General features: G+C 64.7%; 24 protein-coding genes. 2 read left to right on the top strand and 22 right to left on the bottom strand.

Features of this window, described 5'->3' with window-relative positions; all coding sequences use genetic code 11:
• Positions 1–2: 2 nt before the first annotated feature.
• The 3 genes from AC07NK_RS10145 to AC07NK_RS10135 all read right to left on the bottom strand — a co-directional run bounded on the left by AC07NK_RS10145 (position 3) and on the right by AC07NK_RS10135 (position 10,515).
• Positions 3–2,099 carry a pectate lyase family protein gene (locus tag AC07NK_RS10145; protein ID WP_495170468.1) on the bottom strand — a complete coding sequence of 699 codons (2,097 nt, stop codon included), beginning with the start codon at positions 2,097–2,099 and terminating at the stop codon, positions 3–5.
• A 74-nt stretch (positions 2,100–2,173) separates the two neighbouring features.
• Complete coding sequence (locus AC07NK_RS10140) at positions 2,174–8,302, bottom strand: acetyltransferase (protein ID WP_495170467.1); 6,129 nt, start codon at positions 8,300–8,302, stop codon at positions 2,174–2,176.
• 62 nt (positions 8,303–8,364) lie between these two features.
• Positions 8,365–10,515, bottom strand: coding sequence for a M23 family metallopeptidase (locus AC07NK_RS10135; RefSeq protein WP_495170466.1), 2,151 nt, complete (start codon positions 10,513–10,515; stop codon positions 8,365–8,367).
• 133 nt (positions 10,516–10,648) lie between these two features.
• Here AC07NK_RS10135 and AC07NK_RS10130 point away from each other — a divergent pair, with 133 nt between their 5' ends.
• A complete protein-coding gene (locus tag AC07NK_RS10130; RefSeq protein ID WP_495170465.1) occupies positions 10,649–10,873 on the top strand; it encodes a hypothetical protein in 225 nt (74 codons plus the stop codon).
• Here AC07NK_RS10130 and AC07NK_RS10125 read toward each other — a convergent pair.
• The 19 genes from AC07NK_RS10125 to AC07NK_RS10035 all read right to left on the bottom strand — a co-directional run bounded on the left by AC07NK_RS10125 (position 10,870) and on the right by AC07NK_RS10035 (position 23,837).
• Complete coding sequence (locus AC07NK_RS10125) at positions 10,870–11,376, bottom strand: virion core protein, T7 gp14 family (RefSeq protein ID WP_495170464.1); 507 nt, start codon at positions 11,374–11,376, stop codon at positions 10,870–10,872. The two genes, AC07NK_RS10130 and AC07NK_RS10125, sit on opposite strands and share 4 nt — an antisense overlap.
• The gene (locus AC07NK_RS10120) at positions 11,376–11,771 is read right to left on the bottom strand and encodes a hypothetical protein (protein WP_495170463.1); all 396 of its coding nucleotides are present in this window, start codon (positions 11,769–11,771) and stop codon (positions 11,376–11,378) included. The genes AC07NK_RS10125 and AC07NK_RS10120 overlap by 1 nt, the downstream gene beginning before the upstream one ends.
• A gap of 46 nt (positions 11,772–11,817) precedes the next feature.
• Positions 11,818–13,629, bottom strand: a complete 1,812-nt coding sequence (locus tag AC07NK_RS10115) for a phage tail protein (RefSeq protein ID WP_495170462.1) — start codon at positions 13,627–13,629, stop codon at positions 11,818–11,820.
• Entirely contained in the window at positions 13,629–14,267 is a 639-nt protein-coding gene (locus AC07NK_RS10110; protein WP_495170461.1) for a ubiquitin-activating E1 FCCH domain-containing protein, read from the bottom strand. Before AC07NK_RS10110 ends, AC07NK_RS10115 begins: the two co-directional genes overlap by 1 nt.
• Positions 14,267–14,533, bottom strand: coding sequence for a hypothetical protein (locus AC07NK_RS10105; RefSeq protein ID WP_495170460.1), 267 nt, complete (start codon positions 14,531–14,533; stop codon positions 14,267–14,269). The genes AC07NK_RS10110 and AC07NK_RS10105 overlap by 1 nt, the downstream gene beginning before the upstream one ends.
• Positions 14,530–15,168: a phage connector family protein gene (locus AC07NK_RS10100; protein WP_495170459.1), complete on the bottom strand. Its 639-nt coding sequence runs from the start codon at positions 15,166–15,168 to the stop codon at positions 14,530–14,532. The genes AC07NK_RS10105 and AC07NK_RS10100 overlap by 4 nt, the downstream gene beginning before the upstream one ends.
• Positions 15,169–15,266: 98 nt before the next feature.
• On the bottom strand, positions 15,267–15,716 hold the full coding sequence (locus AC07NK_RS10095) for a hypothetical protein (RefSeq protein WP_495170458.1): 450 nt from the start codon (positions 15,714–15,716) through the stop codon (positions 15,267–15,269).
• Positions 15,717–15,728: 12 nt separating this feature from the next.
• Positions 15,729–16,181 (bottom strand): Bbp16 family capsid cement protein, encoded by a 453-nt coding sequence (locus AC07NK_RS10090; protein WP_495170457.1) that lies wholly within the window; start codon positions 16,179–16,181, stop codon positions 15,729–15,731.
• A gap of 13 nt (positions 16,182–16,194) precedes the next feature.
• Complete coding sequence (locus AC07NK_RS10085; protein WP_495170456.1) at positions 16,195–17,229, bottom strand: major capsid protein; 1,035 nt, start codon at positions 17,227–17,229, stop codon at positions 16,195–16,197.
• Positions 17,230–17,244: 15 nt separating this feature from the next.
• Positions 17,245–18,063 (bottom strand): hypothetical protein, encoded by an 819-nt coding sequence (locus AC07NK_RS10080; RefSeq protein ID WP_495170455.1) that lies wholly within the window; start codon positions 18,061–18,063, stop codon positions 17,245–17,247.
• Complete coding sequence (locus tag AC07NK_RS10075; protein WP_495170454.1) at positions 18,032–18,334, bottom strand: hypothetical protein; 303 nt, start codon at positions 18,332–18,334, stop codon at positions 18,032–18,034. Before AC07NK_RS10075 ends, AC07NK_RS10080 begins: the two co-directional genes overlap by 32 nt.
• Complete coding sequence (locus AC07NK_RS10070) at positions 18,331–20,079, bottom strand: portal protein (RefSeq protein WP_495170453.1); 1,749 nt, start codon at positions 20,077–20,079, stop codon at positions 18,331–18,333. The genes AC07NK_RS10075 and AC07NK_RS10070 overlap by 4 nt, the downstream gene beginning before the upstream one ends.
• Entirely contained in the window at positions 20,080–20,397 is a 318-nt protein-coding gene (locus AC07NK_RS10065; RefSeq protein WP_495170452.1) for a hypothetical protein, read from the bottom strand. It lies immediately after the preceding gene.
• Position 20,398: 1 nt separating this feature from the next.
• Positions 20,399–20,569, bottom strand: coding sequence for a hypothetical protein (locus AC07NK_RS10060; RefSeq protein WP_495170451.1), 171 nt, complete (start codon positions 20,567–20,569; stop codon positions 20,399–20,401).
• Positions 20,570–20,649: 80 nt separating this feature from the next.
• Positions 20,650–20,877 carry a hypothetical protein gene (locus tag AC07NK_RS10055; RefSeq protein WP_495170450.1) on the bottom strand — a complete coding sequence of 76 codons (228 nt, stop codon included), beginning with the start codon at positions 20,875–20,877 and terminating at the stop codon, positions 20,650–20,652.
• The gene (locus AC07NK_RS10050) at positions 20,874–22,388 is read right to left on the bottom strand and encodes a terminase (RefSeq protein WP_495170449.1); all 1,515 of its coding nucleotides are present in this window, start codon (positions 22,386–22,388) and stop codon (positions 20,874–20,876) included. The genes AC07NK_RS10055 and AC07NK_RS10050 overlap by 4 nt, the downstream gene beginning before the upstream one ends.
• On the bottom strand, positions 22,375–23,136 hold the full coding sequence (locus tag AC07NK_RS10045; RefSeq protein ID WP_495170448.1) for a terminase small subunit: 762 nt from the start codon (positions 23,134–23,136) through the stop codon (positions 22,375–22,377). Before AC07NK_RS10045 ends, AC07NK_RS10050 begins: the two co-directional genes overlap by 14 nt.
• Positions 23,133–23,606 (bottom strand): hypothetical protein, encoded by a 474-nt coding sequence (locus tag AC07NK_RS10040; RefSeq protein WP_495170447.1) that lies wholly within the window; start codon positions 23,604–23,606, stop codon positions 23,133–23,135. Before AC07NK_RS10040 ends, AC07NK_RS10045 begins: the two co-directional genes overlap by 4 nt.
• A gap of 3 nt (positions 23,607–23,609) precedes the next feature.
• Positions 23,610–23,837 (bottom strand): hypothetical protein, encoded by a 228-nt coding sequence (locus AC07NK_RS10035; protein ID WP_495170446.1) that lies wholly within the window; start codon positions 23,835–23,837, stop codon positions 23,610–23,612.
• A 122-nt stretch (positions 23,838–23,959) separates the two neighbouring features.
• Here AC07NK_RS10035 and AC07NK_RS10030 point away from each other — a divergent pair, with 122 nt between their 5' ends.
• Positions 23,960–24,595: a S24 family peptidase gene (locus tag AC07NK_RS10030; RefSeq protein ID WP_495170445.1), complete on the top strand. Its 636-nt coding sequence runs from the start codon at positions 23,960–23,962 to the stop codon at positions 24,593–24,595.
• Positions 24,596–24,623: the final 28 nt, after the last annotated feature.

Here is a 24,623-nt window from a genome sequence, read left to right as displayed (position 1 = left end):
AGTCATGGCATCACACCCGCTGAACGGAGCTTCGCGAGCAGGGAGTTGAAGTCGTTCGCTATGTCCGCAACCGTCGCTGCAGTACTATCGGCCTGGCCCGCGAGCCTGAGCCCGACCTTCTCCCACTGACCATTCTGAAATACAGCACGATACGGCGCGTTTGGCCCATAAGCGGTGCGAATCCCGATCGGATCGCTGGCGGCGTCTGCTCCCTTGAACGCCGCCGCTGTAAGGTTCTTGACAGCCCCTAGGCTCGCTGCGGCCGGATCCACTACATCAAGAGCATTGTTATAGCCCTTGTTAAAGCTGAGATGTCCAAGAGGAAAATCGACAAGGTAGCTTCCGACACCTTGAGAGATTGCGGCATAGTCGCTCAGATAGTTTGGGTTGAGCCAGTTGTTATTGGCCCCGACAGGCGCCCCTGCAATATAGCGATTGCCCTGTATCCGGACATAGCCGGTCGCCATGGACTGATTGAAGCCGTAATAATCAACCCGGCGCGAGGTGCCTTCCGGCAAGAAGATGTTCCCGCAACTGTCGATGCTGAACCCGGTGGTGCCAGAACCTTCAACCGTGATGTGCTTTCCGCACGTCGTCATGTAGACAAAGCTGGCACGCTCGAAGACCGAGCAATGGTCGCCCAATATACCGTTCACCGCAGCGGCGCTAGCACCCTCAATGTATACGCCATTCAGGTTGAGCGAAGATCCAGAAAGCAGGAGCCAACCGCATTCCTGAAAGCTTTCGATAGCTCCGCCGATTATATTTACCTGACTGGTACTTATCCCCACTAGACCGCGCGACCCCGGACCCTCCGGTCGAATATGAGAATTGAATATGTTGAAGTTGTAACAACCGTTGGCGGTAATGCTCGTGCGGCAATAGATGATCGAAGATCGGTCGATCTTACAGTAGTCAGCCTCATTCGCGACAATGCCGCGATTGAACTGCTGGACCACGCTGCCGCCTACGAGATTGAAGCCGGCGCTGATGCCGTTGCAATGTATACCATCGCCGGTGGACGTGACATAATTTATGCCGATGATCGCGACGCCATCAAACGTTACAACCGTGTCATCAATCTCAATCCCGACAGCCACATCGCTGTCGAAGAACAGCATCCCACGCGCTCGATTGCCGTCCGAAATATTGCCGGTCCGTCGACCAGGACCGGCGATGGTCATCGTCTTATTGATAGTGATCGCGGTTGTTCCTGCAGGAGCGCTAATGCGATAGACCCCGGGCAGTTGCACTGTGCCACCCTCTGGGCATGCGCCGATCGCTTTTATTAGTGCGGCATACGAATCCACCGATGCCGTGGGGTCAGCCCCAAAATCATCAATGCTGATGACCTCGCGCAGTTTTGACTGTGCAGTGCGAGCCACCGCACCCGTGCCGGTCTGCTGAAACCGGACAGAGTCAGTCCCCTGTCGCACCCACGCGCCCACGCTCAGCGCCGTGCTGTCGGCCTTGATGATGTTGATGTCGTCGGCGACGTACGGCGCGTTCGCCGTTTCGAAGTAGAATTCGCCGAACGCGATGCCCGCCGCCTTGAGAGATTGCCGCTGGTTGGTGGTCGGCGCAGCCTTGAACGCCGCCAACGACAGGAACGTCGGGCCTGCAGGGCCGGCCGCGCCAGGGCCGCTCGGCGTGAGCTCCCAGCCACCTACTCCGTTTGGCGTCGGGAACATCCCGGTACCCGCCCCGTCGAGTGGCGCCAGCGGCGCGCGATCGACCCGCCCCCTCAGCACCAGATCGCGCAAGGCCGCGCGATCGAGCTGACGATTGACATCGCTCGGGGTGAATGGCCTTTCGCCGCCACTAAAGCCGGACTGCTGTTGGAAAGTCGGAGCGGCCGCGATCCAAATGCCCCCGCTGCCAACCGCTGGCGCATCGCTGAAGTTGATCGTGCCGCCTTCAACGTTGGGCGAGAAACTTACCGAATAAAGTGCCGGGTCGACCAAGCCGCCGCTATTCGGGACACCCTGATATACCTCGACCTCAATCTCGCTCAACGCCTTGAAGCCGAACGGGAAAGAGGTCACCACCCCGTTGGGGTAGAACGGCCCCGCCAGCAAAGTCTCGACAGTAACCGCCACCTACTTCTCCAAGCGCATCCTTGCGCTGGGATATCCGCCGCCCTCTCACGAGCGGGCGTGACGCACAGACAGCCTTACTCCTCGTCCCTGATCTTGCCGGTGGTAAGACCCTCCCACCACTCGGCGACCCCGTCCGGATCCTGTTCACCATAGCCGACATCGACCAGGAACTGCGTCGCCGCCGCGACCTGGCCGGGAACAAGGCCGGTCGCATAGCCCGTAGCCTCAAGAGCGTTGCGCGTGGCCCGCTTCGTATCTTCGCCGCGCGCCGCTTTCCCGGCATCGCCGGCGACGTTGACGAAAGTCTCGCCGACCCGCTGGAGCGGTGAGATGCTGTAGCCGAACGACGGCTGGCCGGTGGCTTTCGCCCAGAGCGGTTCACCCAGATCGCGCACTAGCGGGATAGGTCCAAGCATCTGGAACAGCATCTTTCGAACCGACCACCAACCCCAATCCTCTTCCTCGGCCGGCCCCCGGCCGGCCAGAACCTCGGCAAGCAGCGGAGGGATGACAATCAGCCACCACGCGCGAGCGACGAGCTGCGGCGTGACGCGATAATCGCGGTTGCGCACCGCAGACGCGATGTCGCGGCCCAGCGTCCGTTGTCGTTGGTGGAAAGCAGACAGATAGGAATAGAACATCGTGAAGAACTTGAGCGCTTCGCCCCACTTCCCCTCCCCCCGCGCCACCGCGGCGAGATCCTTCGCACCGCTCGCGCCCTGCGACGATCGCACCGCCTTGTCGGCTGCGTAAATCGCATCGAGCTCTTCTGCCCCGCCAGCAATCGCCTTGTTATAGCCGCCCAGCCAAGTCGGCATCGCGACCACCCGGTCCATGTAGCCGATGCCGTGGAACATCAGCCGCTTGGCGTCGGCGATGGCGCCTCGACGGCCACGTAGCGCGTTGATGGAGCGACGGACATCGCGATCGAGCGTGTCCATGCGGTTCGCGACTTCGCCCGATCGCTCCATGACGAACCGGAAGGTCTCGACCGGATGTCGCGCCATCTGCGCGATCGCTGGCGTCACCCATCGCGCGCCGACATATTCGAAGCTGTTCGAGTAGCCCGCGAGCTGCATCATGACGGTCGAGACGCGCATTCCCATGCCGACGATCGTCGCATTAGTGCGCAGGCCGTTGACGAAGGCACCGATGCCCTCATTCCCCGCCCGCTCGCTCGCCCAGCTATTCGCCACGTGGCGCAGCCATGGCTTGAATTGCTGGCGGATGGCCGGCCCCAGCGACTGATCGATTGCGCGCATGACCCGCTCTTCGCCGAGGAAGCGCCAAGCGTTGATGAGCGCTTCGCGGTGCGTGATATCGTGGATGACCTCGCCGACATGCCGGTTGATGACGCCGAGGCTGAGCAGGATCGGCCGCTTGACCTTCTCCGACCGCTCCTTCGACGAAGAGGATCGTGTCGTCGCGCGCGTATAGCGGCCGTCCAGCAGGTCGATCGCCTCGCCCGTGAACTGCTCCGCCCGATAGCTTTTCGCGGTGTCATAGACCGCGGGATAGTATCCGCCCCGGAATGTGCCGTGCGGCGTCTGCACTTGCGTTGCCATCACCTTGTCGGGCTCGACACCGTTCACACGCCGCTCGACGGCCGCGATCTCAGGCCAGAGGGTGTCGATGATATCCCACACCTTCTGCACGAACTGCCATTCTTCGGCGCGAAGTTCGCGGTTGAGCACATCGCGCACCAGATGCGGCGGCCAGCCGTACCCATCGGTAAGGCGCTGCATATTGCCGTCGTTGCCGGTGTTGAGCGCGATGGCGACGATCTGCTGGCGCGTGAGCATCCAAGGGTTGCCAGTGTCGCGATTCTGCAGTTCGGGAAGCTGGACGCGGTCCTGCCAGCGCTTGACGATGTCGGAGGGCAGCGCCGCGAATGCCTCTCCGATTTGCCCGAGATAGTCGTGCGCGAGCGCGTTCTCGCGGTCCTGCGCCTCCGAGAGCGGCCGAAACGCGATGCGGTTGAAGATGCCGTTCGAATTGCCGCCGTCGAGCCAGTCGAAGACGGTTTCCATCTTGAGTAGCGCCGCGTCGGCATTGGCCACACCAGCCTTGAACCTGTCCCCCCACGACGGCTCCATCAGGTCGGAGGGCGGACGCTGCGGTAGCTTCTCCGCCGCATCGATCGCTTCACGCACCACCGCCTCGAACTCGCGCTCTTCCTTCGCGTCGAGCATTGTCTGCTTGAGGCGACCGAGCTGCATGATCTGCCCGATCGCATCGTCCAAGCCGAGCAAGCGCTCGACCGACAGGCGTGACCAATGCGTGGTGCCGAGCGCTGCTTCGAACGAGGCCGGGACAACGACGTCGCGGCCCTCAGCTTCTTGTTTACGCGCCCACGCCTCGAATGCACCCTGCTTGCGGATGGAGACCTGCGATCGCTCGCGCAGCTCGACCGCCTCAAGGAGGGCCTGTGCCTGTTCGAGGTAGTCTTGATCGACATTCTTCATCGTGCGCCGCTTGGCGATCTTGCTCATACGCGCGACCGCTTCATCTATCGCTTCGGCGGCGTGGCCGGCTTCGGTCACCAGCGCGTTGTTGAGCATCTGTGAGCGCTTCTGGAGGAACGCCTCGTCGATATCACCGCGCATCATCGCCTCTTCAGCGAGGCGGCTCGCACGGCGCACTGCGCGCTGGTACTGCTCGATCGCCGCGCGCGACGCGACGTCGGCCACCTTGCCGCTGCGAATCTTGTCCGCGGCCCACCGCTTGGCGACCTGATAGGCGGTGGTGCCCTGGTTCGGGTCGCCAGCGCCACGGCGCCGGCGCTCCAGCGCGCGTAGCTCCGCCGCGATCACCTCGCCATTGCGGTCGTTGTGGACGATCTCCCGCGCCTCGCGTTCGATCGAGCCATCCGCCAGCGGATCGCCATACCGGTCGCGCAGGATCGCGTCCGTCTCATCGGCGATGACGGACGCCAGCACGCTTCGGTCGTCGCCAGCTGCGCGCATCTGCTTGCGGCGTTCCTCAACGCCCATCAGCTCGCGAACCATGGCGTCGCCGCCGTCGAACCCCGCGAGCTCGGCAATAGCGTCGGGCGACTGGCCATTCTTGGCATAGATTGGAGGCACGGCCTTTGGCATCATGCCGAGCACGTCCTCGCCATAGGTGGCGATCAGCCATGCCTTGTCGATCTTCGCGCCACCGCGAAGCGTCGTCATCGCGCGGAACACCGGCCGCGCCATCACATCGGCCGCGACATCATCCAGCAATGCGTCGCGCTGCGCCTGATATTCCTTCGTCCGGCGCGCCCGGACAGTCGCCATGACGCGATAAAGCAGCGCATCGCGCGCTTCGTCGCGTGCCTCGATTGACGCTTGCTGGAGCGCGGCGTACTCCGCCTCGGTCATCCCGAGCTGCTCGCGATCGAACGACAGGCGGATTTCCTGCTCTTCGCGCGCCGCGGCGATCTCTTCGTCCGTCGCGAGCATCCGCCCCATGACGTCGCGGACTTCGTCAGTGATCGGCGCGCGGAGGTTCTGCACCACCTGATAGATGGTCAGCAGCCAGGAGCGGAAAGCATCGAACGCGCGACGCAACGCCGAGGAGGGTGCCTTCCCCTCCAGCAAGAAGCGCTCGAATCCGCGCGCCCACATCTCATGCGCGTCGACCGGAATCCTGCCATTCTCCCCGATGGCATGGCCGTTGGTGGCGAACCATGCCTTGACCGTCTCCCAATCTGCGAAGAGCTGGCGCGAAGCGGCGTTGCCGTCTCCATCGATTGCCGTCAACGCATCGGCCTGAAGCTCTTCGAGGAACACGTGTCCGCTCTCGTGCAGAAAGGTCGACAGGTCGCGCTTCTCGAAAAGCTCGATGATGCGGCGTTCGCCGTCGAAGATTGCGCGCCCGCGGGTCTCCCCGTCGCCGGGCTGCTCATACGCCCGGCCGTCGATCTGTTGCTGGCGGTAGCGATCGACATGGGTGCGAATGTCCGCATCGCTTACGGCCGCAGGATCTAACCCAGAATCCTCGAGCAACTGCGCGAGCTCCAGCGCTGCGAGCCGCGTGCTGTCAGCTTCCCCCTCTTCGGCGAAGATCGGCGAACCGCGCAGCTCCGCTGAGATTGCGTCATAGAGCACGTCGGGAGCGGGCAGGTCGGCATAGTTCGCGTCCGCTCCGGCAAGGCGCGCGCGAATTTCGGGGAAGAAGCCTGCCTCGATAGCCGCCTCGAGGAGGCTATCGGGTGCCGTGGCCGAGCCCTCACCCGGCGCGAACATTGTTCCCTGCCCGTCGGCATCGGTGGATTTGATGAGCTTCTTGCGAAACCTGCCTTCACGATGCCAACGGTCACCTCCCATCGAGGCGACATCGCCGCCGCGATCCTCGATCCCGCCGCGCTTCGCGATCCATTCGAGCAGCGACGGCCCCGCGCGCTTGGTGGTGGCATCCCGCCCGCGCCGCATCGCACGAATGACGATGTCGAGACCGTCGGCGCCGACGATCGGTGCCAGCGTCTCGGGTAGGACCTGGCGCACTTCGAGCTCGTTATATTCCTCGCCGGTGAGCTCGCTCCCGAGACGCGAGGCGCGCGCGGCGGCGCGCGCGGAATAAAGGGCGGCATATTGGCGCGACGCATCGGGCGTGAACCCGGCCGTCGACAGCTTGTCCGCCATCGACTGGAAGAGCCTGTCCTGCGGCGCTGCGGCTTCGCGCGCGGTGTTCATCGCGTCTTCGATCGCCGCTTCGAACTCGGCGGCGACATCACCGGGCATTTCGCCAGCTTCGCGCCGCGATGCGCCACCGGGCGAGAAGCGAGCGTCTTCGCGCAGCGCGTCCCAGGCGGGCGTGCCGGCAAGGCGCGCGGCCACCTCAGCAGTCGGCAGCACGACGTCTGCACCGGTCGCAACCGCATCGGCGATCTGATCTTCGAGCGGCTCCCAGAAGTCGCGGTCATACTCGCTGGTCGACTGGAGGTATGCGACGACCGCCTCGCCTGGCACGTAGATATTCTCGACCGCGCTGTCTTCGGCCACGCCCGCGAGGAACTGGCGGAGCATATCTGGGTCGCGTTGCTTGGTGCGCGTCCCTTCCGCCGCATCCATGATGGCGTCCATGGTCTCGCCCTCACCGGCCGCCGACACTCGATCGCGAAGAGTGCGGATCGATTTCCGCACGCCGCTGGCGCTCTCGTGCAATCCGCGCAGTCCGCCGCCAACAAAGCCGCCCGCTAGTCCACCTGCGGCCATCTGTTCGAGCGCTTCGCCCGAATCGAACTGCTTGTCGGTGCCGACCGTAGCGCCCGCATATTCGATGTCGGATTGAAGCGCTTCGGTCGCGGCTTCCTTGCCCACAGCGGATAGGATTCGGGTGCCAGCGTTCTTGCCAGCGCTGGTGAAGATGCCCTTGGCGCCGACGCGCTCAAGCAGCGCACTCACCACCGCGGCCGGCGTGGCGGCAAGAACGTCGCCGATTTGCGCGTCCTGCCGCGAATTGTTCTGCGCGCGGCTCTGCCCGATATTGCCCGCTTGCGAGATCACATAGGCGGGCGTCGCGATCGCCGCCGCGGCCATGCCGGGCAGCGACTGGACGCCCGCTTGTGCGGAGTAGGTAAGAACGTTGCCGAGCGTGGGGCGCTTTTTCACGTCCGCGAACGTCGTCTGCCCGCGGATCGGTGCCGCCGCCGCCGCCGCCTCGGCACCGGCTCGGCGGCGCAACTGCTCGGCGGCACGGCGATCATGGGCGATCTGCTCGGCGGACGTCCATGGCAGCGGATTGTCGGCGGACCACTGCGCGAGGGCCGCACCGGTACGATCGAGGCCGCTGGTGACGCTGGAGCCACCCGAGCGGAGCAGGGCCATTCCACGGGAGAAGAAGCCATCTGCCTGCGCCGAAGACGCGACATGCCGGTCGGCCGTCGTGCGCACGGCCGACGTGAGGCGGTCATCATCATCGCGGCGCACGGCCTCAACGCGCTCGGCTAGGCGCCGCAAAGAGGCCGCATCGTCCTGTGTCGCCGCGGCGTTGCGCGGGTCGGCATACCAGTTGGTCAGGTACGACGAAGATCGCATCGCCTGCACCGCCTGTCGGATCGACACCTGGCGCTCGATTACCTTGAGCTTGCGCTCGACAGTCGATGCCGGGAGGCCAAGGTCTCGCGCGAGCCGGTTGGCGCGTGCCGCGGTTTCCGGATCGCCCTGCACGGTAGCAAGCGACGCGGCGGCGCGCTCTTGCGCTTGGCGACGAAGCAAAAGGTCTAGAGGGTCACCGTGCGGTTCTGGCGCAAGGAGGCGATCGAGCGGGTCTTGGGCCATTATTTCCAGAACCCCGGCTTGCCTTTGTTGGCGAGATAGATGCGCATGGCTTCCTCGCCGCTCGGCAAACGGCGATTCTGGCGCGCGAACGACTGCTCGATCCGGCCCTTGACGTCGATCGGGATGGCAACTCCGATGCGTCCGGTCTCGACCTCATGCCGCCGGCGCGTGACGTCACCCCCGAACGTGCCGCCGCCCCGCACAATCACTTCCATCGTCGCGTGATCGAACGCAGCCTTCAGGTCGTCGTCGGTCGGCTTGCGCTTGCCACCGTCCGTGGCGCGCTCCAGATACCCGCGCATGCTGTCCGAGATCCGGCCGTAGGCCTTGCGGCCATCCTCGTTCTTCCGATCGGTGACGTTGCTGCCAAGGCCGATATCGGAGCCGTAGAAGGAGATCGCGCGGTCGATCTCCGCCCGAACATTGGACGTCGTGGAAGCCTCTTCCGGCTTCGCGCGCATCCGCCCTTGATCGACGGCGAGCGATTCGAACTCGCCCGGGGTGAGCTGCGAACGAAAAGGCCGCAGGTCCATAGACGCAAACTGGTCGGGATGCCGCGCCGCAAGCACCTTCAGCGTTATCGCCGCGTCACCGTTAGCGTCGATTTCCTTTGGCTTGAGGTTCCGCGCGATCTCTTCTGCGAACTGCACGCGAGCGCGGGGGCTTAGTCGGCCGCGAACTTCAGCCGGAATCTGTGACATCGAGGTGAGCTTGTTCTCAGGCAGGCGGTCGATTGCATCCCACGCGCTCCGCTCAGCATCCTGCTCCTGGCGCGCGAGAAGCTGCTCATCACGCCCGACGCGCCGGTCCGCCTCGGCTTTCGCGCGCTCTCGGCGCTCGAATGTCCACCCTTCATCAGCGGCGCGCTTGTCGATTGACGCATAGATCGTGTTGAGATCATGGCGGCGCGGCGTCTGCTGCGCCTGCCCGACGACCGTGGAAGGATCGACCTTCTTGCCGCCGCGTACCACCTCCCAATGGAGATGCGGCCCGGAAGATCGGCCCGTCATTCCGACGGTTCCCACGACGGTGTCGGGCGAGACGCGGTCGCCATCCTGCACCTTCACCTGGTCGAGATGCATATACTTGGAAATCGCACCGTCGGCGTGCGTCACCGTGACGATGTTGCCGCCCTTTTCGCTGCGACTGACCTTCGCAACGCCGGGCGCCGTCGAATAGACGGCCGTGCCTCGAGTAGCCGGGATGTCGATACCCTGGTGCGCCCCGTAGTCGCGCTTCGCGCCATAGCCGCCGCCGGTGACCGGCCCACCACGACCCGCGCCGCGGAGCGGATCGGCATAGGCGACGGTATCTGTGCCAGCTGCAGTGGCCATCCCCATCACGCCATCGACATCGCTTGACGCCTCGCGCCGCTGGAGAGGATCCTGCAGGGCGGCATCAAGCGATGCTTCAGACTTCCAGTCAATGTCGCTGCGATGATCATCGAGATACTGCTTGGCGCCGTCGATATCCTCGGTCGCCAGCTTCTTACGCACAACCGCCTCGTGTACTTCGGACCGATAGCGCGCCTCTGCACCGGTGATGGTTTCGGGCGCCCAACCCTCTTGATCGGCCAGCGTGCGCAGCTCGCCGAGGCCGCCGTCAAGGAAGTCGTTGAACCGCTCCGGATCGTCCGACGCTGTCACCGCATCCTCGCGGAAATTCTCCAGGCGGGCGACGGACTGGTTTTTGCGCTCCGCCGCGATCTGCCCGACCGCATGCCGCGCGACGCCTTCGAGCTCGCCCCCAGCGCGATGATCGAACACACCGCCGAACATACGCCGTTGCCGGTCGGTGGTGGCACGCGCGATCAGTTCTTCGCGAAGGTCGCCGATTGCCTTTTCAGTCGTAGGTCGCGCCGCGGCGGCGTCGAACCCGCGCTTCGAGAAGTATGCCCCGTCGCCCGTCCACAGCAATGCGCGCATTCGCTGCGCGGCCTCATTGTCGAGCTTCTTGGTCGCAGCCTCGTCGAGCATCTCATCAAGACGGTCCTGCGTCTCGCTGAACTGCGCCCCCGCCTGGCCAATCTCTTGGAGTCCCCGGCCAAGGCCGGCGAGCGCGCCGCCGCCGTTGTCAGCCGGGCGGATGCGTTCACGCGAGAGGGGGGCGAGGCCAACCGATGGGCCTTGGACGATAGGGACGCGGGCCATGTCGAACGGCTAGCGCCCTGCGCGCGTGCCACGATGGGAACGCACAGAAGCTTGCACACCGGCCGTTTTTGCAAGATGCAGCGGAGCATCGGGGGCGAGGGGCCGTCGGAGGGCTGTTCTAATGTTGAGGGCTATGTCGATCGTGGTGGCCGCCGCCGCACTGGCCTCATGCGCTGGCGGACGGATGCTCCCGGCCGGGGTGAGCGGCAACGAGGTCTATGTCGCGGTCTCCAACGTGTGGAATGAAGCCGAGGCCCTCCCCTATGCGGAAAAGCATTGTCGCCAGTACGGCAAGGCGCCCCGGCTCGCCGAGATGCGTGGCGCGACTGCGCGTTTCGATTGCGTCGCGCCTAACTAGGCCGCGCGCCCCGCACGGATTTTCTGATACTGCTGCGCACCGCCGAGGATCGTCTTCCCGAAGTCGAACGCCCCGGTGATTGCCGCTGCTGTCCGCGCCTGACGGGCGCCCGCCGCCTGAGCTCGCGCATTCGCCGCCGAGATCTCGAAGCCCCGGGTTTCCCGAATCGTGTTTTCGCGAATGGTCTGTGCATCCTCCGCACCCGTGCGCGCGAGATCGGCGCGGATCGCCGCCGCGTTGCCGTAGCCAATGTCGATCCCATTCGCGGCCAATGCGGCGCGCTGAGCACCCATCTGCTGCGATAGCTGGCGCTGGTAACGCTGCTCTTCGATCTTGCCGCGATCGAGCGCGTCGCGCGCAGCCGCGCTCTCGAGCCGCGCATTCTGATCGGCGACGCGCGCCTGATAAGTCTGCTGCTGCATTGTGGCGACAGTTGACACAGCCGAGCCTATCGCGCTCACCGCGGTCGCTGCGATGGTCAGCGATGCTGGATCAAGACACATTAGACCTCCCTCCAGAACGGCACGAAATCTACACCGCCGACGCGCTCGGGCGCGTCCCCGATCTCGAAGCCCCATCGGCGCAGCATCCGGATAGCCCGATCATTGCCAGCCCAGACGTGATTTTCGAGGCGCGAGAAGCGCTCGTGCAACTGCTCCACTATCGCGGGGCCGAGCACCAGCATCGGGCGCGCACAATCGAAGGCGCGGTCTGTCGCCAGCATCCACGGCCGGCCGACGCCTTCGAGCGCATTGACCGGCACCACACCCATCATGCTTTCCGCCCGGCCGTCGACGAATGCTGTCGCGGCGATCGCCGAGGCGTGGAAGGCGCTGCGCAGCGCGCGCTTCGGCGTGGCGCCCCACGCCTCGCATTCGACCCGGTCCGCTTGGCGCATCCGCGCCGCGATCGTTCCGATGTGCGCCGGCGATGCGCGGTGAAGCTCAACTCTCATCAATCTGGAGGTCCAGGTACACGGCCGTGACGGTGAAAGGCAACGGCTCGGCTGCCCGAATGAACAACGTCGCCTCTCCGGCCGTGACCGGCTCGGTAGCAGCCGTCAACGCGCCGGTGAACAACGTAGTCGCCGTACCAAGCGGCTCATTGTGGCGAGCCTTGATGGGGTACATCCTTTCGAGGCGCCGACCCGCCTCGACCCCGCCCGCGCGCGTGTCGGCGAGTTGGAGCACGATTTCCCCCACCTTCTGGCGCTTGTCGCGCGGAAAGCCGCTGTTTGTCTGCGGCACGACGGGCAGGGTCTCGATTACCGCCTCATAGGGCAATCCGATGGTCACCACCTGCTCGGCTTCATAGCCACCGAGATCGCACCAACCGTCTTCATCGACTTGGAGACCGCGCAGCGCGAACCCATCGGCGATCGCGTTGACCATCGCTCCCGCCAGATGCGGCACGTAGAACCGGCCGGTCGGCTCTTCCGGCGCGAAGGAGACGGCGCAATCGACATAGCAGCTATCGCGCACGTCCGCCCATTTCGCCGAGGCGACCCGCTCGACGAAGCGGCGTTCGACCCCGTTGATCGTGCGCCGGACAATCCAGTAAATGCGGTTCTCTCCGCCCTCGACGACGGCGCAGACGTCATCGATCTCGCCGAGCGTCTCCCATAGCGTCCATCCCCACACCTGCTGCTCTTGCTGCCAAGTGAACGCCGGCATCTTCCCGTCCGATCGCGCCATGACGATGACCGACAGTGGTTCTTCGGCATAGGCCCAGCCTCGGAATGTATGGCCGGTGAATAGCCCGGGCGAGAAGATCGAGACGTCGTTCGATCGATAACCGTCGATCTCGAAGGTGAAGCCCAAGCTTCGCACGCCCGAGCCGACGGCGGGGATGTAAAAAACGACCTCGTCCAGCACCAGCGGCTTGAGCATGCGGCTGACGCCGCGCCCCGACTGGCGCTTCGCTAGCGGCGGCGGCGACGCAGCGAGATAGTCCTGATTGGAGCCGGTCAGCAGGAACACGCCATCGCCGGTGCCTGCGATGAGGTTCGACAACGGCACCAGCGCATTGATGGAATTGACCTTCTGCGCCTGGATGCGCAGCGCGATCGAATCGTCTTCGCGCACCGGCCGGGCGATGTCGTAATTCTCGAAGTCCGCCGAGCGCGAGCGATATACCCCATTGGGGTTATTCCGCGTCCGCGCCCAGTACAGCCCCTGCTCGAAGAACGTCACGGTCGAGGGCTTGTCGCCAGCGCCCGCGAACGGGTTGAACGCCTCGGGCGGGCCGTCGGTCAGGTCGGGTGCGATATTGTCGTCGGTGAAGCTGGTGGTGAGGGATTCGCCAATGAAGCCGAACGCCTGCTGATTTTCCGCCTTATAGATCCTGTAGCGGCTGGCGCTCGACGCCGGCGACCAGGCAACGACGTTCTTGTTCCGCTTCAACGTCAGGTCGTTGGTCGCAGCGGCCGAAGCAGATGGCCGGCTCTCTTGTCCCGTCGTGTCGTTGATCGAAGTGACCAGATATGTCGCCGGCTGCGGAAAGTAACCGTTGCCGGCGTTGCCCGCATCGGTGTTCGCGACCGTGGCAGTCACGCCTACGCCGCTCGGCGCTGCGATCGTCGGTCCGATCGGCATAGTGGTGAAGGCCCACGATGCATGTGCACTGCGCACGAGCTTGGTCGGATCGTGATCGATATGGGCAAGATAAACCACGTCGAACGCCTGGACGAAGTCCAGGTCGGCGAGCTCGACCGCGTTGAAGGGCGTGGGGGCTTTATAGATGCGGGCTACACTCATTACTCAAACGGCCGCTCATGCTGCCAACCGCCACCGCCGCCCACAGGCGGCGGCGGTGGCGGCGGGACGGGATCAGGCACCGAAGGCGGCGGCGGTGGCGGCGCGGGCTCTTCATCGCGAACGATCCCGCCCTCATCGCCGGTAAAGGCGCCGAACGCGGTGCCGTCGAGCGGCACGGTAAAGGTATGCTCGCCGGTGACAGTGACCACGAGCATCTTACCGTTGAGCTCGGTCATACCCTCGATATCGGTGAGGAAGACCTCATCGCCGTCGGAAAAGCCATGATAGGATGCGGTGATCTCGATCGGGTTTGTGTTGGTCGCGCCCTCCACAGTCAATCGCTCTTCGAGCACCATGCCTCCCAGCGCCGCGACCTGCATGCTCGCCTGCCCCATGACGAGCGCGTAGGAAGCCTCATAGGCGCCCTCGAACGGCACCAGCCGGCGCTGGTCGTCATCCTTGATCTCATAGACGAGGCGCGAGCCCGGCCTCTTCGACAGCCCGCCATATTTGAGGATGACGACGTTCGTTGCCTGGCGCACGCCCGCCGCATAGGATGCGACGTCGATCCGGCCCCACAGCTCCTTCGAGAGGATGCCCCGGCTGAAATTATGCTGTCCGATGCGCGCGCCGACCATCAGCCGCGATCCACGTAGAACCCGTCAGCAGTCTCACCGAGCGGTTCGAAGATGCCGCCGATCGAGCGCTCGATTCGGCAAGTCTCGGCGGTGCTCGACCAATGGACATAGTTGGCGTTGCCCTCGACACTCAGGTCGTTGGTACAACCGACCTCGATGGAGGTCGCGCCACTTCCGCCCAATTCGACGACGCGATAAACTTGCTTCGCGGCCGCCGCGGTGGTGGCCGCGACGATAGGCTGCACCCCGATAAACTCGATCGTCATACCCGATACCCCGCCCGCGCCAGCATTTCCTCTGGGATGAAGTCGCGCGTGCTCTCCCGGTCGCGGTTCATATCCGCCGCCTTCGCTCGCTCGCGCTCGATCCTGGCCTCGACCAGCAGCTCGCCCTTGCGCTTTCGGTCCTTGACCAGCGGCATGACGATCCGCGACGCCAGCTCCAGCTCCAGCGCGCGGGCAAACATGGCCGTAAAGCGCGCCTCGCTCGGCGAGCTGGTCACATACTCCAGCGTTGCGGCTTCGATGTTGGCGTAGAGCCGGTTGCCGGCGATGCGCAGTGGTGCGCGAGTTTCCAGCGAGCGAGCCTTGCCGACCCACGAATAGAGCGCCGCACCCGCCTCGGCGGCGCCATAGGGCAGCAGGTGCCGGGGCGATGCGATATCGGCAGGCAGGGCGTAGGAGAAGCGCCACTCCGCTGCCCGATCGTTGGTCGCGACCGCAAGCGGCGCACGGACGATCGCGAAGTCGTAGGGGTGATCCTCGAGAAGATATTGCAGCGCCGGCCCGTAGTGCGCCTCGCACTTTTCAGCCTGGAGGCTGACTTCGTCGAGCGCATCGACGCGATCGGTCGGCACCTCGTCGAGCGCCGCGTTCCATATTGAGAGCCGTGAAACCGCCATGACTGCGACATAGGAAGGCAGCCATGCCCCGTGCGCGGAACGCACAGAAAAGGCGGAGCGGCATCGCCGCCCCGCCCTATACTGCGGTCATCAAGCGCTCAGACGTCGTCGCGCTTGGCGTTGATCGCCTCGATGATCGCCGGCACGTCGGCGTCATCGCCAATCTCGACATCCTCGCGGCCCGCGATCTCGCGGAGCTGCTCGATCGTCTTGCCTTCGAGCGTCAGGTCATCGCCGCCGGCGGGCGGCGTCGTCGGCTTGTCGCTCGCCTTCGCCTTTCGGCCCCGCGCCGGGGCCTTGGCGGCCGCCGGCTTGGGAGCCTTCACAGCGGTCGGCTTCGGCGCTTTCGCCTCGGCCTTGTCACCGGATGCGTCGGCTTCCTTCTTGCGGCGCTTGAGGATCGTTTCGAGCTGCTCGATCGACATCTGGTCGACCGGCGTCGAACCGGCCGGCATGAAACCGCCCTGTTCGTCGAGGTCGATCTTTTCGCCTTCCTGCGCCAGGCGACCGTTGATGAACCGCTTGCGGTCCAGGACGATGGTGCTCATGTGCCGATCTCCTTAATAGCCGTGGGTTTCGCCGCTCGGACGCTCGGACAGCGCCGTATCAGTCCCGACTACCAGCCCCGCAGTCACCCGGCCGGTCGTATAGTCGCCGGCATTGGTGGTGTAGCGGTAGCCAAGATAGTCCTTCGTCACCTTGGGAAGCGGCACGTCGATGACGCGCTTTCCCGCCTTGAGGTTGACGTTGCTGGCGCCGTTGGCGATTGCACCCGTCGAGTAAAGCGACACGACGTTCGTGGTCAGCGCGGCGTTGTCCGCCTGGATGATCTCGAACGTGATGCCGGTGGCGGCGCCGTCGGGGGTGAAGTCTGCCTCGATCTGGCAGAACGCGCGCAGGTTGCGGCTGCGATCGGCACCGAGCAGACCCTTCATCAGGATCGCATCGGTCGAAACCGCATCTGCGGTGATTGCCTGCTTCTCCGAGCAGAGCAGTTCGCGGTCGGTGTGCATGGGTCCAGTCTCCTTAGACGACGCGGGCTTCGTCGATGTTCATCACATCGAGCGAGCGGATGGGAACGCCGAGGACGGTCGGCACCTTCTTGCCGCCCACCTCATCGAAGCCGAGCATGCCGCGCCCCGTGCGAGAATCGTTGAGCGCCTGGCGGTGGATGATCGCCCCGATCGTCGACGGAACGTAGTACGCCGCATTCGGGCCGATATGCGGGGCGCGATAGTACATCTGCACCATCACGTCCTCGAGGTCGGCACCGGTGCTGCGGTTCGGCGTGAGCAGCGAGTAGTCGATATTCGCCGCACGGACGACCGCGCGAGGATCCTTGACGAACAGGCCATGATCCCACTGCCACCAGTCGGTATAGGCGAGATAATCGTCGCCATTATCGTCCTGCACGACGTCGCCGATCGGATAGCCGTCCGGCCCTGCGGCCTTGTTCGAGGTGGTGTCCATGTGCAGGAGGCCGGCCGTGCTGCCCTGGGGGAAGAGACCCCCGACCTTGTCGAGATCCCAGTTGACAAGCATCATCGACCGATTGTCGGTTCCGGTGCCACCGCAGTCGATGATCTGCGCCCTGGTCGGGCCGGTCAGATCGTTGAAGCGCGGCATGAAGCCGGTGAACTCCTTCGATTCGAAGAAGGCGTTCCCGTAGAACAGGCGCTCCGAAAACGTCTCGTTGAACGCGTCGTGCCACGGCTTCGCGAAGGCCATCCGCGCCTTTGCCGGATTGCCGCCGAGGGTCGCGAGCGCGCGATCCATCTGCGATGCGCCGGCGAGCTGCGCGGCGGTTTCGTCGAACGATCCGACCGTGCCCTTCGACTTCTTCACGCCCTGGTTGTACCGGCGATAGGTCGGCGTGGGCTTGCCCGTCCGCACCCAGGTACGCTCGCCGGTCAGGAGGTTGCCCTCCTTCCACGGGATGTCCTCAAGGATCGGGTTGTCCTTGGTCAGGATTTCCGCGACCTGACCCTGCGACTCGCCGGCCTCGCCATAGGTGGCGGTGACATCGACCAGCGTCGCGAGCGCTCCGTTACGTGCTGCCATGATTTAGTCCCTCGCTCAGTTTTTCGGTTTAGGTTGAAATTCTGCGCCGTAGAGCTTGGCCTCGGGCGCCTTCTCGCCCTTCGCCTCGCTGCCACGCTCGAAACTGCCCTCGGCCAGGTCCGCGCCGACGCGCGCGACGAAGCGGATCAGGTCCGGATGATTGCCGAGCCCGCTCTCATCGAGCAGCTTGCGCACGCCCTCGCCCGCCTTGATGCCGTAATGGTCGAATGCCCGCGCAGCGGCGGCTTCGGTCGCCTTGCGGTTCGCACCGCCGATCTCAGGGTCCGCTTCGAAGGCGTCGGCCCATTCCTTGCGCTGAGCGGTTGCACCATCCGCGAGCGCCTGATTGGCACGCGCGGCCGCCGCCTGGATCGCCTGACCGACCAGCGGCACCAGCTTTTGCGCCTGCTCGTTCGACAAGTTGAGATCGCGCAGGATTGGATCTGCCGCCGCGAGCATCTCCGGATCGAGGCTCTCGAAGCCTTCGGGCGGGGTCAGCTCATACTTCTCGGGAGCGCCCGCAGCGCCGCCTTGATCGCCATCCTTGCCCGCTTCGCCCTTGTCCGTCGCGCCTTCCTGCCCTTCACCGCCTTCTGCGTCGCTCGCTCCAGCGCCACCGAGCACGGTGCCGTCGTCCGCACCCTGTCCCTCATCGCCGCCCCCTTCGCCGCCATTGCCTGCGCCAGCGCCGTCCGCGCCGGCATCCGCCGCAGCAGCATCACCGCCGCCGTCGCCATGACCATCGGGACCGCGCAAGAAGCGGCCCATGGCGCGCTCACGCGGCGTCATGCGAATGCGGGGCTTAGGTGTCGGATGAATGCGAAGCGTCGTCATCGGGGGTCTCCTGTGGGGTGGATTCTGCGAGGATCACGGCGAGCACATGCTCGACGCTCGTGGCGCGGGGGATGCCCGCACCTGCCTCGGTAAGGATGTCCAACCCCAGAGACCTGCGCCCTTCCATCAGAAGGGCATGTTCGGCTCCAGCAGTTGAACGCCATATACCGGCATGAGAACAAACACGCAACAGAAACCGGCGAAAGGCCGGATTGCGCATCAGAACCGCCATATCGAGTTCAGGCGTAGGGTCGGGCAGACGACGGCTCATCCGATCAGCCTTTCCAGCAGTGAACCACCGCCGGTGTCGGCTTCGGACAACAGGCGCGCCGCATCCGCGCCATCCTTCGCAGCGGGCATCATCGCCGCCATGCGCTCGGCATTCTGCGCCGCCGCCCGCTGGGCGCGGAGCGCCTCGACCTGCTTGGGGTCGCGCAATCCGGCCGGGACCGCGCCCGACCGCTCCCAATAGTCCTTGATGATCTCGTCGGTATCGAGGTTGTCGGCGACCTCGGGGAACGCCGCGGCCATGTTGCCGGCAAAGCTCACAGCGCGCTCGGTCTGGCTGATCGCCATCATCTTCTGCGCCTGCGCGAGAATGCCTGTGAAGTCGGTGCGGATCTCTTCGTCCTGCATCTCTTCCGGCGGCGTGGGCAGGCTATTGAGCAGGTCACCACGCGCCGCGAGGATGTCGCTGACGCGATCCATTGCGATCTGCAGGCCCTCGACATTGGCGCTGTCGACCACCGGGCCGAGCTGGGTGAGTTGCTCCTCATGACGCCGGATCAGCTCCTCGACATTGCGCGGCTGCACGCCTTCCATGTTCGTGATCGCCATGAACAGGTCGACATAGGCCGCGCGGTCCACGGCCTGTCGGGCGTCGATCACATCATCGCGAATGACGGTCAGCGCCTGATACGGCATCTCAATCACGGCCTTGATGCCCGTCGACATATCGACGGCGGCAACAGTGGTGTGATTGCCAGGCAGCATCCCGACGCGGTCGATCGTGGGCGGCCCCCAGGTCGGCGGCATGACGAGCATATCGGTAGCCTGCCCTTTGCGCTTCGCCTGGAGTTGCAACGCGCGCATATCGGGCAACGCCGTCTTGCCGCACCCGTCACCCCAAACGTCGCCGCTCAGTGCTTCCCAGCGCGGCGCAATGAAAGGCTGCGAACGATAGCCCTCGATCGCGAGGAACTGCTTGCGATCATCCTGCCCCGCCTCCCACTTGAGGGAGCGGTAGCGCATCCCGACCGAGCCGATCTTGCCGGGTACATAGGCCGGGTTCGGCTCGATGACCTGCTTGATCGGGAAGGCCGTCTCCAGCTTGTCGGCATCCCACGCCTCCTTGACGCGGCGCGACACGCGCGACCAATCAAGCTTCGCGCTGTCGAACCGGTCGGCAACGTAGAGCTCGACGAGCTGTCGCGTTGTCAACATGTAGGTGCGCGCCAGTGAATCGGGCTTCATATCGACACCGACCGACAATCCGTATTCCCCTGCGGTCAGCGCGTGGCAGACAAACTTCGGACTTACGGCATCGTGGTTCTCAAACAGCGCCGCTCCCGTGCCGAACCCGCCCATCTCGTAATAGACGGCGAGCATCGTCTCGTAGAAATTGGAGGTGGCGAGCGCCTGATTGATGAGCTTATCATAGGCCGCGAGCCACAGGCTGACCGGCCGATAGTCGCGCAACCCCGTGTCTTCGAGATCGGATTTCCGCCAGTCGCGCGACCGCGGCGACATGCCCGATAGCATACCGTTGCGCAGCGTGCGGAAGGTCCGCAGGCTGCTCCCATCGTACAGCGTGACCTTGCTGGATGCGTTGCGCTGATCCTTCTTGCGCATCTCGACCAGATGACGCGAGCGGGTCGGCATGCAGAGCCCAGCGATCTCGTACCAGGTGGCCACGAGATCGCTGCTCGGCATCATCGCCTTGTGGCGATGCTCCGCATGCTCGCGGGCCTTTTCATCCTCGGTCCGCCGCAGTGTCAGGGTGCCGCCCGTCGCCACTTAGGCAGGTTCGTAGATCGAGGTGAAGCGATCCGCCGGGCACAGGGAAAGCCCCCCGTCCTCGCCCTTCACAATCCAGTCACCCCATTCGATCGGGCCACCCTGCGATCCTGCTGCGCCGCCGCCCGCTTCAAGGCGGAGCTGATCGGCGCCGTCGCTGTTGGGGTGGTCGACCGGGTATACGACGCCCGTGGTCTCAACCGCCTTGTCGTTGAGATGTGCGGCCCGGAGCCATTCCGGCCAGGTATCGCGATCCACGCGGCTAGCGGGGGTCACCTGAAACGCTTCGAAGCTGGCGATCAGCCGATACTTATGCATGTCACACTCCCAGGACGTTGGTGGTCGCAGCCGCGCCGGCGGCGGGGGCGATCATCGCCGCGGCATAGCCACGGCGCCGCTTGTCCCGGTCGGACATGCGCGCGCTCGGGTCGCCGCCAGGCGCCCTCGCTGCTTGCCGCTCGGGAATTGTCGGGACGTCGGGGGTTCCCATGCACATCGTTCGCCTGCCTCTCGGTTGCAGAGGCAAGCGCTACATGGATGGTCAGGTCAGGTGCGCCACGCGCACAGACGTCAAAGCTCGGCGTGGCGCGGGCGAGGCGGAATCAGGTGCTGTCGCTTCGCAATCTCGGCGAGAGCGATCTCAAGCTGCTCTTCAAGCGCCACCATGCCATGCTCGTCATAGACCTCGCTCTCGACGGACACCGACCCGAGGCCTTGCGCCGTCTTGAAATCGGCGATCGTCAGGTCGACGCCATGCACAATCTGCTGGCGAATATTGAACAGGCGGGAGTGTGTCACTGGTCGAGCTCCGCGAAGCGATCATAGTTGGAAGGGTTGCCGGCGATGTAGTTCGCAGGATCCCGACGCGCCGCGGTGCGCGGGGCGACCGGGTAGGCGAAGGTGCAGGCGAGCGCATCGCCATCATCAGGCGAAGCGAGGCCGCGAGCCTTCATGTGCTTCTTCTTTTCGAGCACGATCTCGGTCTCGCCCTCGCCGGAGTAGGCGTACTCGATGCCGGTCAGGTCATCCTCGATCACCTGCTCATCGGGGATGACGCCGCCGCCGCGCAGCCAGGCGCGCATCGAAGCCCACATCTGCGCGCGCTTGTTCTGTGTGGCGATGTGGACGCCCGACGCCCATTCGACCGTCCCGCCCGTCCCCCCGAAGTGGACTTCGATCACATTGCGCGCGCCGAGCTGGCGCAGGCGATCGATCACGCCGCCGCCGATATTGCCGACATCGACGAAGATCGCGTCGGGCTTCCACATCTGCGCCTCGAGCATCACGTCGCCGGCGACGGTCATGCTGTCGATCTGGTGCCAGCGCTTCCACGGCCGTGTCCGAGCATCCTTCCCGCACCGGATCGCGAGCGTCGAATGATCGCCGCCGAACCGAGCGCAGTCGACGCCGAAGATCAGCGGATCGCTCAGTAGCCCCTTCGGTACCGGCCGGATGCGCGCGCTCTCGACCACGTCCGACCCGATGAACTGCATCGACGACGCGGACGGGAATTGCCCCAGAACGCGCACCTTCACGATGTCGCTCCCAATGCCATAGGCAACGACGAGGCTGTTCAGATAGGTCTTGTTGGTGCCCTCGACCGTGCGGCTATCGATCTGGCGCGTCTTCCAGAGCGCGCGGTTCTTTCCGAAGCACCAGCGAAACTCGCCGGTGTTCTTCGTCGGGTTGCCGAAGGCGATCCAGATGATCTCGGTTTCTTCGTCGGTCAGCGCGCCGAGCGTCACCTCCCACACCTTGTCGTCGATGCCGGAGGCTTCGTCATAGATGACGATGATCCGCTTGCCCTTGTTGTGCAGGCCCGCGAACGCCTCGGTATTCTCCTTCGACCAGGTGACGGCATCGAGGCGCCACTGGTCCGACCGCCCCTTTTCAAGCGAGACGATCGACTGCGCGTTGACCTTGAACCAATGCGAGGTGATCGACAGCTTCCGCCACTTCGAGATTTCCGGCATCGTCTTCGTGCGGAGCTGTGGCTCGGTATTGGCGGTCACGACGACCTTGCAATCTTCGCAGGTGTCGAGCCCCCACGCGGCTATCATCGAGATCAGGGCCGACTTGCCGATGCCGTGCCCCGACGCGACCGCGATCCGGAGCGGATCGAAGCGCGTCTCTGGATTCGACAGGTGCTCGCCGATGATGTTGAGCGTGTCGTGTTGCCAGGCGCGCGGCCCTTTCTCCGGCAAGCGATCACTTTCCCAAGGAAACGCGAAATGCACATACCCAACCGGATCATGGGTGAAGCTTGCGATATCTTCGATCAGGGCGAGCTCGGGATCAGCGCTTAGCATCAGTCGCCCGCTTCCGCGCCGCCGCCAGCGCGGACGCGCGGTCCGTTACGGTGACTTCGACCTTGTCCTTAAACAGCCCCAGATAGCGGGCGACGTTGTCGAGCGCCTTGCCCTGGTCCTGCATCTTGATCTCGAAGCCATCACGCGTCTGCTTCACCCCCGCATAGAGCACGCGCGCTGCGCCAGACAGCTTGCGGGTGTCGGCCGCGTGAACATCCACCATCCCCTCGCCGTCGCAGTTCGTGCAGGTGGAAACCGGCTCGCGGTCGCGGCGAAAGCCATAGCCGCCTTCGTCAGTCGGGAGCGCGGGAGGCAACTCTCCGAACCCAAGCCAGTCACCTAGGCCAGCATCCTTCGCGGCGGTCGCGAGATCGCCCTTCTTGTCCTTTGCCGCAGAGGCGGCCGCCAGCGCCGCGGCAAATTCATTCGCGTCGCGCCACTGATAGGCATGGCCTTCGCCATAGCAGTAGCGGCAGCACCGCCGGCGGAACTGGATCAGGTCGTTCGGGTCCGCAGTGGCGATCTCCCACCAGCGTTTAACGACATTCTCGGCGCTGATCTCAAGCTTCTCGCTGATCTTGGCGCGAAGGCGATCAATCTCGAAGCGGACCTCAGCATGTTTCAACAGTCGCTCGCCCTGCGAGTATGCGGATTTCACGCTATAGCCGGCGCGGATCGCCGCCTGCGTCGCGTTGAGATCGATGATATATTCCTGCGCGAACTGCGCCTGCTTTGAGTTCAGGGTCACGGCGCCGCCCCGCGCGAGAAGTCTAGCAGCGGTTGCTGCGGGACGGCGCCGGGGATCGGCGGGGTAACCGGGAGAGCCAAGGCCTGTTGCCCGCCAGCCTCCCGCCAACGGCCGCGCAAGACGGCGCGCTCCGCTATGCGCGCGCACAGCTCCACGAACTCATCATCTTCGCGATAGAGGCCAAGCGCGGCATCGAGCCCGCGCGTAACGCTCGAATGATCGCGGCACAGCGCGCGACCGATCTCTGAGAACGCGGCATTCGTGTGAAGCTTTGCAGACAGGATTACCGCGCGCCGGAACCGGATCAGCTCGCGATCCAGCGAGGGCGCGCGCAGATCGGCGATGCGAAAGGGGTCGAAGTCGACGACGGCAAACACCAGCCGACACACTTCGATCCGCGCGCGCGCATGGCGGGACAACGCCTCGGGAGACCCGTAGCCGCCGCGTTCGATGGTGAGCGACCCGCTCACCGGCTAGGCCGCGGCGGGCGTCGCCGCATCCCTGCGTTCGATCAGCGCATCGAGCGCGAGGTGCATCTTTCGCAGCGTGCGCGCCTTCGGCTCCCAACCTTCGGCTTTCCAGCGCGACGGGGTTGACTGCGCAACCCGCGCTTCCCGACACACATCCGCCATCGAGAAGCCTGTTCGCTCCACACGCGAAAGGAGCTGCGTCGCTCCCGAGGGCTGAAGACCATCGTGCATATGTCCCATTTAGTTGCGGTAACGCTATTCGTAAATAGCGTTACCGCAAATTCGAGAGACGCAGACCGCCTCGACCGCGATGTCGGGTGGACTTCGTTAGCGTGCGCGCTAATTCCCGCTCTATGAAGAGCGCGCAGGAACGGGATCGCGAGATGCTGCTCGGATTGGCATCCGCCACCGGCAAGTCCATCTCCGCATTGGCGGTGGAAGCCGGCGTCGCGGTCACGACGTTCACGCGCCTGGTTAACCGCAAGAGCCCTCACCGCCTTTCATCCTCCACGATCGAGAAGCTCAAGGAGAAATTCCCCGACTTCTTCGGCGACACCGACGACACCGTCGACATGCCGGACTATGTCGAGGTCGAGATCCTGCCTGCCTATGGCGGCATGGGCGGCGGCGGCTATGGAGAGGGTGAGCCCGGCCGGGCCCTGCTCTCTCGCCAACTGATTGAGGAGCGCCTCCGAGGCCAACCGGGCGACTTCCTCATGATCGATGTTCGCGGCGATTCGATGATCGAGGCGGGGTATCTCCACGGCGATCAGATCCTGGTTGATCGCCGCGACCGCGATCCGACCCAGCCGGGACCGTTCGCCCTGTTCGATGGCGACACCTATGTGGTCAAGCTGGTCGAGCGCGTTCCGCTCCAGCGCGGGAAGCTGCGTATCTTCTCCGCGAACGATCGGTATCGCGAGTACGAACTGTCGGAAGAACAGGCCAGACTCATCGGCCGGCCGGTCTGGCTCGGTCGAGCGCTATAAATTTAGCGTGAACGCTATTAACTCTGTT

The organism is Sphingomonas sp. GW821-FHT09B04 (genome assembly GCF_059418285.1).
This window is presented reverse-complemented; position numbering and strand designations above follow the sequence as displayed.